The organism is Azoarcus taiwanensis, assembly GCF_012910885.1.
Lineage (GTDB): Bacteria > Pseudomonadota > Gammaproteobacteria > Burkholderiales > Rhodocyclaceae > Azoarcus_F > Azoarcus_F taiwanensis.
The window spans coordinates 19,745-29,686 of record NZ_WTVM01000045.1; the positions used below are offsets into that span (position 1 = coordinate 19,745).

The 9,942-nt window shown below is 62.8% G+C and carries 10 protein-coding genes and 1 pseudogene; 8 read left to right on the top strand and 3 right to left on the bottom strand.

The genetic code is table 11. From position 1 onward, the window contains the following. Window positions 1-2: 2 nt before the first annotated feature. The 7 genes from GPA21_RS09315 to GPA21_RS09345 are packed head-to-tail and all read left to right on the top strand — an operon-like array spanning window position 3 to window position 5,442. Window positions 3-1,400 carry a nitrous oxide reductase family maturation protein NosD gene (locus GPA21_RS09315; protein ID WP_246261853.1) on the top strand — a complete coding sequence of 466 codons (1,398 nt, stop codon included), beginning with the start codon at window positions 3-5 and terminating at the stop codon, window positions 1,398-1,400. Then, window positions 1,372-2,328: an ABC transporter ATP-binding protein gene (locus GPA21_RS09320; protein ID WP_422614199.1), complete on the top strand. Its 957-nt coding sequence runs from the start codon at window positions 1,372-1,374 to the stop codon at window positions 2,326-2,328. The genes GPA21_RS09315 and GPA21_RS09320 overlap by 29 nt, the downstream gene beginning before the upstream one ends. Window positions 2,329-2,337: 9 nt before the next feature. Next, complete coding sequence (locus GPA21_RS09325) at window positions 2,338-3,153, top strand: ABC transporter permease (RefSeq protein ID WP_168987926.1); 816 nt, start codon at window positions 2,338-2,340, stop codon at window positions 3,151-3,153. Beyond that, the gene (locus tag GPA21_RS09330) at window positions 3,150-3,671 is read left to right on the top strand and encodes a nitrous oxide reductase accessory protein NosL (protein WP_168987927.1); all 522 of its coding nucleotides are present in this window, start codon (window positions 3,150-3,152) and stop codon (window positions 3,669-3,671) included. The genes GPA21_RS09325 and GPA21_RS09330 overlap by 4 nt, the downstream gene beginning before the upstream one ends. A gap of 7 nt (window positions 3,672-3,678) precedes the next feature. Beyond that, window positions 3,679-4,206 (top strand): nitrous oxide reductase accessory protein NosL, encoded by a 528-nt coding sequence (locus GPA21_RS09335; RefSeq protein ID WP_168987928.1) that lies wholly within the window; start codon window positions 3,679-3,681, stop codon window positions 4,204-4,206. Window positions 4,207-4,209: 3 nt separating this feature from the next. After that, a complete protein-coding gene (locus tag GPA21_RS09340) occupies window positions 4,210-4,830 on the top strand; it encodes a hypothetical protein (protein WP_168987929.1) in 621 nt (206 codons plus the stop codon). Window positions 4,831-4,833: 3 nt separating this feature from the next. Then, window positions 4,834-5,442 (top strand): nitrous oxide reductase accessory protein NosL, encoded by a 609-nt coding sequence (locus GPA21_RS09345; RefSeq protein WP_168987930.1) that lies wholly within the window; start codon window positions 4,834-4,836, stop codon window positions 5,440-5,442. 121 nt (window positions 5,443-5,563) lie between these two features. Here the strand turns inward: GPA21_RS09345 and GPA21_RS09350 are convergent, their stop codons facing one another. From GPA21_RS09350 to GPA21_RS09355, 3 genes and pseudogenes are all read right to left on the bottom strand, one after another. Further along, window positions 5,564-6,049, bottom strand: a complete 486-nt coding sequence (locus tag GPA21_RS09350) for a hypothetical protein (RefSeq protein WP_168987931.1) — start codon at window positions 6,047-6,049, stop codon at window positions 5,564-5,566. A gap of 15 nt (window positions 6,050-6,064) precedes the next feature. Continuing rightward, complete coding sequence (locus GPA21_RS21155) at window positions 6,065-6,361, bottom strand: lysophospholipid acyltransferase family protein (protein WP_281355933.1); 297 nt, start codon at window positions 6,359-6,361, stop codon at window positions 6,065-6,067. Window positions 6,362-6,474: 113 nt separating this feature from the next. Next, a pseudogene (locus GPA21_RS09355) lies at window positions 6,475-8,931 on the bottom strand (AMP-binding protein); the annotation flags it as partial. Window positions 8,932-9,274: 343 nt separating this feature from the next. Between GPA21_RS09355 and ectA the strand changes: the two are divergent. After that, a complete protein-coding gene (gene ectA / locus GPA21_RS09360; RefSeq protein ID WP_246261854.1) occupies window positions 9,275-9,784 on the top strand; it encodes a diaminobutyrate acetyltransferase in 510 nt (169 codons plus the stop codon). The last annotated feature ends 158 nt before the right edge of the window (window positions 9,785-9,942 follow it).

Consider the following 9,942-nt stretch of genomic DNA (forward strand, 5'->3'; position numbering starts at 1 on the left):
TCATGCGGTGTCCGCAAGCTTTCATCGCCCTGCCCGCACTGGTCAGGGCCGCACTGCTGAGTTCGGTGTTGCTCGCCGCTGGCGGTGGCTTCGCTCAACACATGCACCATGGACCGGTTGACGCAAGCAGTCCGGCGGCGCGTGCCGGCATCCAGACCGGCCGCGAAACCGCCGAACCGGTACCAGAGGGCAAGACGATTCGCGTCACACCGGGTGAATCGATACAAAAGGCGATCGATTCGGCCGAACCCGGCGATATCATCGAAATCGCGCGCGGCCGTTATGTAGAAAACCTGCATGTAGACAAGGCACTGACGCTGCGCGGCATCGATCGCCCCACGATCAGCGGCGGGCTGACCGGCAACACCATACTGGTCACGGCCGAAGACGTCACGATCGAGGGCCTCATCGTCTCGGATTCGGGTGCGAGCCTGCGCGATCAGAACGCCGGCATATATCTTCACCCGGGGGCACATCGCGCGACAGTGCGTGACAACGTATTGACCTACAACCTGTTTGGGCTGTGGATCGAGCGAGCCGACGACGCGATCATCGAGAACAACACGATCACCGGCAAGCGGGACATGCGCTCGCCAATGCGTGGCAACGGAATCCAGCTCTACAACTCCCAACGCGCGCGGGTCATCGGCAACAATATCAATTTCGTGCGTGATGCCCTTTATGTCGATGTGAGTCACGATGCCCTGTTCGAGGCCAATCTGCTGCATCACAGCCGCTACGGCACGCACTACATGAACTCCTACCGCAACCTGTGGCAGAACAACGACGTGTGGATGAATCGCGGCGGCCTCGCGATCATGGAAGTGCGCTGGCAGCATGTCCGCAACAACCGCGCCTGGGCCAATTCCGACCACGGCATCATGCTGCGCACCATCGTGGACAGCATCGTCGAGAACAACGTCGTCGCCGGCAACCAGCGCGGTTTCTTCATCTACGACGCGTATTTCAACGCGATCCTCGACAACCTCGTGGTCGACAACATCGTCGGCATGCACGTCTGGGCAGGCTCCAAGGATAACGACGTCGAGCGCAACGACTTCATTTCCAACCGCGAGCAGGTCCGCTACGTGGCCGCACGCGATCAATTCTGGGGCGCCAAGGAAGGCAACCACTGGAGCAATTATCTCGGCTGGGACCGAGACGGCGACGGCATCGGCGACGTTCCCTACGAGGCCAACGACATGGTTGACCGCCTGACCTGGCGGCATCCGATGGTGAAGCTGCTGCTGGCCAGTCCGGCGATCCAGACGCTACGCCATGTCAGCCGGCAGTTCCCGCTGCTGCGCGCGCAGAGCATCGTCGATCCGAATCCGCGCATGCAGCCGTTCAACGAAAACTGGAGAGAGTGGCTTGGAAAACACTACCCCGGCACCCGCTGAGCCGACAGAGGTGGCAAACGCGATGATCGCGGTCGAATCGGTCGAGCGCCATTTCGGTAGCATTCGCGCGGTAGACGGCGTCGATCTGGAGATCCGTCGCGGCGAGCTGTTCGGCCTGATCGGCCACAATGGCGCAGGCAAGAGCACGCTCTTCAAGATGATGTTGGGCCTGCTACCGGTCAGCGCGGGCCATATCCGTATCGACGGCGAGGATATCCACGCCGGAAACTTTCGCGAGGTACGCCGCCGCATCGGCTACCTGCCTGAGAACGTCGTGCTCTACGACAACCTCACTGGGCTGGAAACCCTGCGCTTTATCGCCAAGCTGAAGAACTGCAGCCGCGAGGAATGCGTCGCGGCACTCGAAACCGTCGGACTTTCACACGCGGCCAATCGTCGGGTGCGCGAATACTCGAAGGGGATGCGTCAGCGCCTCGGTTTTGCGCAGTCTTTGCTGGGCAAGCCGCAACTGCTGTTTCTGGACGAACCGACCAACGGCCTCGATCCAGAAGCAATCCGAGCCTTCTATGCGACACTGCGCGGTTTGCGAGACTCAGGCGTCACAGTGGTACTCACCTCCCACATTCTCAGCGAGATCCAGGAGCGCGTTGATCGCCTCGCAATCATGGCCGCGGGCAAGATCCAGGCATTGGGTACGGTCCAGTCTCTACGAGAGCGGGTCGATCTGCCGCTTCGTGTAGAGGTACGCACCGAAGCCGCCCTCGGAGGCGCACTGACCGCCATTCTCGGCAGCTTCGGCATCACGCCCCGTCCGGTCGAAGCGGCAACTGACCGGCTGGTTTTCGACTGCCCACGCCAACTCAAGATGAAGCTATTCGGTGCGGTGGCCGGACTGGGCGAAGGTGTGGCCGACGTCAGTATCTTCGAGCCATCCCTCGAAGACGTGTTCTTCGGCTTTGCCGACTGAGGTTTAGACATGGATATTTCCGCCACCCTGACCATCGCCGGCAAGGAGTTCCGCGACCGCATCCGCAACCGCTGGGTGCTTGCGGTTGCGCTGGTGTTCACGGTGTTCGCGCTGGTCATCGCCTATTTTGGCGGCGCGCAGCAGGGCGCCGTTGGCTTCCGTTCAGTTGAGTTCACCATCGCCAGCCTCGTTAGCCTGGTCATCTACCTGATCCCACTGATCGCGCTGGTGCTCGGTTTCGACGCAATTGTCGGCGAGCGCGAACGCGGCTCGCTCGAGCTGCTGCTGTCTCTGCCGATTACCCGCTTCGAGTTGCTGCTGGGCAAGTATCTTGGCCTTGCTTCGGCGCTTGCACTGTCGACCATCGTCGGTTTCGGCCTGGTCGCTGCAGTCATGGCGACCGAAACCGGTGCCGACGCGCTGCCCGCCTACCTGTTGTTCACCCTGAGCTCGGTGCTGCTAGGCATGGCTTTTCTGAGCATCGCGGTGATGCTGTCGGTGTTTGCCGCCGACCGCACCCGTGCGTCCGGACTCGCGATCGCGGTCTGGTTCTTCTTCGTGCTGATCTTCGATCTCCTGCTTCTCGGCGCACTGGTCGTCACCGGCGGCAGCTATGGCGGCGACATCTTCCCGTGGTTGCTGCTGCTCAATCCGGCCGACGTGTTCCGCGTGCTCAACATCTTCAGCCTTGAAGAGGTGCGCAATCTCCACGGCCTCGCCACCGTGTTCCCGGAGGCGATCGCCGAGACCTGGGCGCTCACTCTCGTAATGCTGGCCTGGATTGCAGCCCCGCTGGCTGTTGCAACATGGAGTTTCCGTAAATGACATCAAGACCGCTCACCCTCAGGCTTCTGATCCCTCTCGCCCTCGCTATCGCGCTTGCACTCCCCGGCTGCGGCTCCGAAAGCGCGCCGACTGCCGAGATCAAGCCAGTCGAGATCACGCGGAGCACCGCCAGCGTCATCGACGGGATGCTGCTCGCCGACTATCCGGGCCCCAAGGCACAGATCCACTACGCAGGCCAGTCGGACCCAGACTTCTTCTGCAACACGCGCGACATGATGTTCGTCTACCTCGTGCCCGAGGCGCTGCGCAAGGTGAACGCCGTGTTCGTGCAAGACATGGGCAAGGCCGATTGGGACGAACCCATGGGACATTGGATCGATGCCCAGAAGGCCTTCTACGTTGTCGGTTCATCCCGACGGGGATCGATGGGCCCGACCCTCGCGACCTTTGCTGTCGAGGCCGACGCACGCAGTTTCGCTGAGGAATGGGGCGGCGAGGTGCTGCGCTTCGACCAGATCAACATCGACAGTGTAATGCCGCCGGATGACGGCCTCTGAGACCGTGATGAAACGTCTCCACGCTGTTCTCTTGCCACTCCTCGCACTTGGGGCGCTGCTTCTCGTCGGCTGCGACCGGCAGACCGGTTTCGACGAGCGCGCCGAAGCGGTCGCGCTCACCGACGAGACGCTCTGCTTCTATACCGGGCTGCGGCTGAGCGACTTCGGCGGGCCCAAGGCACAACTGCACTTTGCCGGAGAGACGCCCCGTTTCTACGCCGACACGGTGAAGATGTTCCACGTGTTGCTGAACCCAGGCACACGCCCCGGTTCAGTGCGGGCCGCCTTCGTCCAGGATATGAGCGACAGCGACTGGTATGCTCCGGGCGACCGCTGGATCGATGCCCGCGATGCCTGGTATGTGCAGGGCAGTGCCCTGATCGGACCGCTCGGCCCCACCTTTGCCGCCTTTTCCAGCCAGGCTGCAGCCGAGCGCTTTGCCGCCGAACACGGCGGTACAACCCTGCGCTTTGCCGACGTGAACACCGAGATGGTGATCATCGACGGCGGCGCGCTTCACGATACGAGTATGTAAGCCATGAGCACCAGCTTCTTCGACTGCCTAGACTACGACACCGCCAAGGATGTGGAACTGCTGTCCCGCGCAATCTACGAACTGCGTGAAAGCCGCAAGCGCGTTCTGGCCGAAACCGGTTATGAGGACGAGACCTCCCTGTTCAACGCAATACGGGAAGGCGCTATCGCCGAACACCCGGCCTACGAGCTCCTGCTTGCCGCCCGCGTGATGGATCAGGCTCGTGAGGACGCCCGTATGGCGCTGCGTCCGGAGCCAGGCGAGCGACCGGCCCATTGTCTGCATGCGGCTTTGTGCGCAACGCTGGAAGAGAAGTTTGCAGAGCGGATCACCGCACCAGTAGAACTCTTGCAGGACGCACTGCGCTTCATGCTCGACAGCGGCCATGAAGTCACTGCGCGCTTCGCCGCAGATGACGCCTTCAGCATCGAATGGCGCGAGGGAGACGCAATCTCGCGTATCGACAGCGCGCCGAACACCACGAACGGAGGGCAAGGCGCCCCCCACTACCACGATGCGACCGGCGAACTGCACAGCGAGACACCTTGCGACACTTCCGGTGCCGCCGAAGATGTGATGGTCTCGGTGGTAGCCTATCTACTGGAAGCTTCCAGGGGGAACTGAGCGATGATCCTCGCCCGTCAATCGCTGCTTCCGGCCGGTTTTGGAACGCTGTTCCTGATCGCTGCCGTCGTGGCCTGGTTCTGGCCGCAGAGCAGCGGCAACGTGACGGGCTTCGATCCGATGGACGACTTCTGCATCATCGCACCCGCCACCCCGTACGACCCCGCGTCAGGCCTCGCCCTTCACGAACCGCGGCCCATCCCGGCCGACGCGCGCTGCCCGGTCTGTGGCATGTTCCCGGCTCGCTACCCAAGGTGGGCCGGGCAGGTGATCTTCGCCGACGGCGCGACGCACTTCTTCGATTCGCCGGTCAACCTGCTGGTGTTCCTGCGCGACGTCGCGCGCTACAGCAACTACACCGCCGAGGACGTGATCGCCAGCTACACCAACGATGTCGCAACCGACACCTGGACGCCTGCCGAGACTGCGTACTTCGTTCATGGCTCGGACGCCCTTGGGCCGATGCGCGAAGGCAACTTGCCCAGCTTCGCAGAGCGTGAAGCGGCGCAGGCTTTTGCAGACCTACGCGGTGGCAAGGTGCTGGCACGCAGTGAGGTCGACAGTGGCTTGCTGGACTCTCTCACACATGCGGCGCACCATCACCACCATTAACGCCAGCTCTCACTTCCAATAGCAGTCCGCCCGCACGAAGGGGAACAGGCCTGCTTTAAAGGGGCTGCGTGATCAACAGCCCTCGCAAGACAAGCCGGCAGGCCTGACGCCACCTTACCCGCTATCGCTCCCGGCTCAGTGAGAAAACCAGCGGCGCCTCGTCACGAAAGCTGCCGCTAACCTCGACGCTGACCTGCATTCGATTCTCGCCCGCCGTTTCCAGCGTGTAGCGATACGTCACTTCCGCCCACTGGTTGCCAATTCTGTCTCTGCCACGCGTAACGAAACTCAACCGATCGTCGGCTATGTTCGGCTCCTCCAGCGCCCGACGCACGCCGCGGTAGCTCGCGCTGCCCGACACGCTGGTCCCGGTCATACGCAGTTCGACTCGTTCCGAAACGGAACCGGCCACTGCGTGCTCGGCCACACCGGTCCAGACACCCACGAACCAGGGCTCGTCGTCCAGCCAGTACCGACTTGTGAGCAGAAAGATGCCCAGCGCAACCACGAGTGCGAACAACACACCTGTTTCCGCGTAATAGCGGGGCAGCGAACGTTTGACGCCGGATACCGCCACCGGCAACTTCTCGTCTTCAGGCAATGTCATTCACCTCACTTACTGTCATCCATGTTCCAGCGACGACTCGCCACAGTGCCGCAGTATGCTCGCACGGACCCGGTCGCGTAGTTGGCTGGCAGCACGCCAGTCGTCGCCTTCAGCGTGTTGCCGCGGCTCCACCGTCACCACAATAGCGCCGCGCCGCGGCAACCAGGTCTCCGCCCTCAGCACCGCGCGTGAGCCCTTGATCGAGATCGGCACGACATCCAGTCCGTTCTCGACCGCGACATGAAACGCGCCAAGACGAAAAGGCCGAAGCCCGGATTGTGGCGTAAACGTACCTTCGGCGAAAAACAGCAACGGTGCCCCCTCGCCGGCCCGGCCCGCAAACTGACACTTCTGCCAGCGACGAAGCGTTCGACGAATTCGGTATCGAGTCGTTCAAACAGCCATTTCAGCCGCGGGCTCGAACCGAGCTCCGCCTTGGCCACGAAACGGACCGGGTCGGGTAAGGCCGCCACCAGCGCGAAACCATCCACGTAACTGGCGTGATTCGCCACCACCACGCAGGGAGCGCCACGAAGGTGCTCCAGACCGAATGTCTCGAGCTTGCATCCGCTCAAACCCGCCAGCGCACGCCCGAGCCAATGGCATGTCCGCCAGCGCGCTTTCACTGTGGGCAACGCGACCAGCGCGAGAACGCCAATAGCGGCGAGCACGCCGAAACACGTCCAGGCCCAGGCGCCATACGCATGGGCCACAGCCGCCTGCCAGCTCTTACCCAGCCGCCCTGCGACCCCGGAGAGCGCGAGTCGGATGCCTTGCCGCCAGGCGGGACTCGCCGCCTCACCCAAGGTACCCGCCTGCCACAGGGAACGGATGTCGGCCCGGCGGATCTTGCCACTGGAGGTCTTCAATACACTTTGAGGTGGTGCGAGCACAACCTCATCGGGAGGAAGACCCAGAAGCTCAACCGACAAGGCGACGATCTCCCGGTGCAACGCCTCCCGCTCGGTCGGATCACTCAGCCTGGTCTCCGCAACCACCACAAGCCGCTCCATACCGACACCGGCGACCGCAGCGGCACCGAATATCGCGACACACCCCTTGCGAACGCCGGGCAGATCGCCCACGGCATGTTCCAGTTCGTAAGGATAGAAGTTGCGCCCGGCGCGCACGATCATGTCTTTCGATCGACCAGTGATAAAAACCTCACCATCGGACAAGAAGGCATAATCGCCGCTGACCAGCCAGTCATCGTGAAAGAGTCCGGCATTCGCCTGCGGGTTGCGATGGTAGCCGCTGGTGGCCGAAGGACCGCGAAATTCCAGCTGCCCAACGCAGCGTTCCGGCTGGATCGCACCGGTATCGCTCACGATGCGTACCTCGTGCCCTGGCAATGGCATGCCGCATGAGACGAACTGCAGACTGTCGTCACCCTTTTCGGCTAGCATCGCGCGCCCGCTCGTGACGAATTCATCCCGCTTTACGGTCTCGATGCGCACGCCACGCCCGGGAGGCGGTACTGCCAGCCCCACGGTACACTCAGCCAGGCCATAGACGGGTGCAAGCGATTCGGCGGGAAAACCCTGCCCGGCGAAGGCAGTGGCGAAGCGGGCCATGGTTTCCGGGCTCACCGGCTCGGCGCCGTTCGCCGCCAGACGCCAGGAGGACAAATCCATCCCCTCCAGTTTGCTGTCGGCGAGCCGTTTGACGCACAAATCAAACGCGAAGTTGGGTGCTGCTGTCACGGTGCCGCGGTGACGATGAATCGCCCACAGCCAACGCTCCGGCCGCGCAAGAAAATCGAGTGGCGACATCAGCACCAGCGGAATCGCATGATAGAGACTGCCGAGCCATGCGCCGATCAAGCCCATGTCGTGATATAGCGGCAACCAGCTCACGCAGACATCGGACGAGCTGAGCTGAGTGGCACTACCCCATGCGCGGATATTCGCCAGCAAGTTCGCATGGCTGAGCTCCACGCCCTTGGGGTTGCCGGTCGAGCCAGAGGTGTATTGAATGAGCGCGAGATCGGCCGCTACGGCCGAAGGGCGCAGGACCGGGGTGCCCGCAAGCAGATCCGCGGGGCTGCACAAGGCCTGCAATGTCGGCACAAGCCCCTGGAGCACCCCCGCCAGCGGTTTGATTCGCTCAAACGTGATTAGCAACGAGGCCTCACAGTTGGCGAGAATGCCTGCCTGGCGTCGCATGTGATCTTCTATCTGACTGGGCCTGGCCGGCGGGTACATTGGCACCGGCACCGCCCCGGCGTACAGGACCCCAAGAAAGCAACGAAAGAAATCGAGCCCCGAGGGCAGCATCAGCCCGACCGACTGCCCGGGAAGCACCCCGCGCCTGGACAGAGCCCCGGCAACACGTGCCGCAGCGTCTGCGAGCTGACGGTAACTCATCGACTCGGTCGCTTCGTCCCCAAGATAGAAGAGCGCGTGCTCCCGATCGGGACTGTGCGCCAGATGCCAGTCCAGCACGTCGAGCAAGGTGGTCGCCTGCTCCGGCAGGCCGCCCGCGAGCGCACGGTGGGCCTCGACTTGCACCTGCCATGTCGCCGGGTCATGGGCCTTGTCGGCATCGCCCAGCGCGTTCAACAAGTCCCGGGGCGTCTCTGCGCTGTCCAGCACGGTTTCAGGCAGGCGAACGTCGAACGCCTTCTCGATGCGTGCGATGAGTTCGACCCGGGTCAGGCTGTCGAGGCCAAGATCGCGCTCCAGCGCCACGTCCAGTCCGACGACGACGCTGCCCGGGCGGATCTCCTGCACCAGCGCATGGATGATCGCGAACAGACGCTCCACTACCTCACGAGACGAATCCGGCTTCAGTGTCGGCATGCTGGAACTGTGAACATCGCGCGCGCGATTTGCAAGCCACACGCGGGGCGTGGTGCGTTTTTGGTGGTGTGGGCCGAGCATGTTAGAATGACGTTTTCCATTTGCAGCAAACTGTTTTCTGCAATCGCTTTTAGTTGCTGAAACGCTTTGCCATGTGATGTCTGTAGCCAACACAGAGCCAATCCACCCTTACGCACCGCTACCGGTGCGCACCTTCCGCCCATTGCCGCAACGTCGCGGCTTTCGACCGCCGCGCGTGACGCTCTACGGTCACACTTTCGGCGCCCCGCCGGTCTGACGATCTCTTTTCGCCCGGAGCCTCGACGCAGCATGCCGCGTCGGGCCATTCATCAGGCACGTCCATTGCCTGCCAATCCAGAACGGTCGCCATGCTGCGCACGTTCTCACATGCGACGAAGGAATGATGACCACGAGCACCGATAGATCCGATATCGAGTTTCGCCCGGCAACCTGTAGTGACGGAGCCGCGCTCTGGGCTCTGGTTCGCGCCACCGCGACCCTCGAGCTCAACTCGGCCTACTTCTACCTTCTGTTCGCCACCGACTTCGGCGACCACTGCCTTATCGCGGAATCCGGCGGAGAGACGGTCGGCGCCGTCATCGGCTACCGACCGCCGCGCGACCCGTCAGCGGCATTCGTGTGGCAGATCGGTGTCTCACCCGCAATGCAGGGGCGAGGCCTCGGACTGCGCATGCTGAAGGCCTGGCGAAACCTGCCCGCGAATCGTGATGCGGATTGCATCACGGCTACGGTGGCGACCGACAACACCGCCTCCGACCGCCTGTTCCGTGCACTTGCGCGTGACCTGGGAACCAGCGTCGAGGTGAGGGAGCACTTCACCTCGGACATGTTCCCTGCCCCTCACCCGCCGGAACCGCTCTACCGCATCGGCCCGCTCAGTCGCGAGGGCTGATCGGAGCTGCAACCACACCCAACTCACTTATGGGCACCTCGAATAACGCGAGGTTTTCGTTGAATCCCGCCGCCAAACAATGACAGCGACCGAACTCGGTTCAATTTCTCCGGCAAATCACCGCTTTTCTCTGCGGTGTCGCCCCGTTTTCTCTTCGA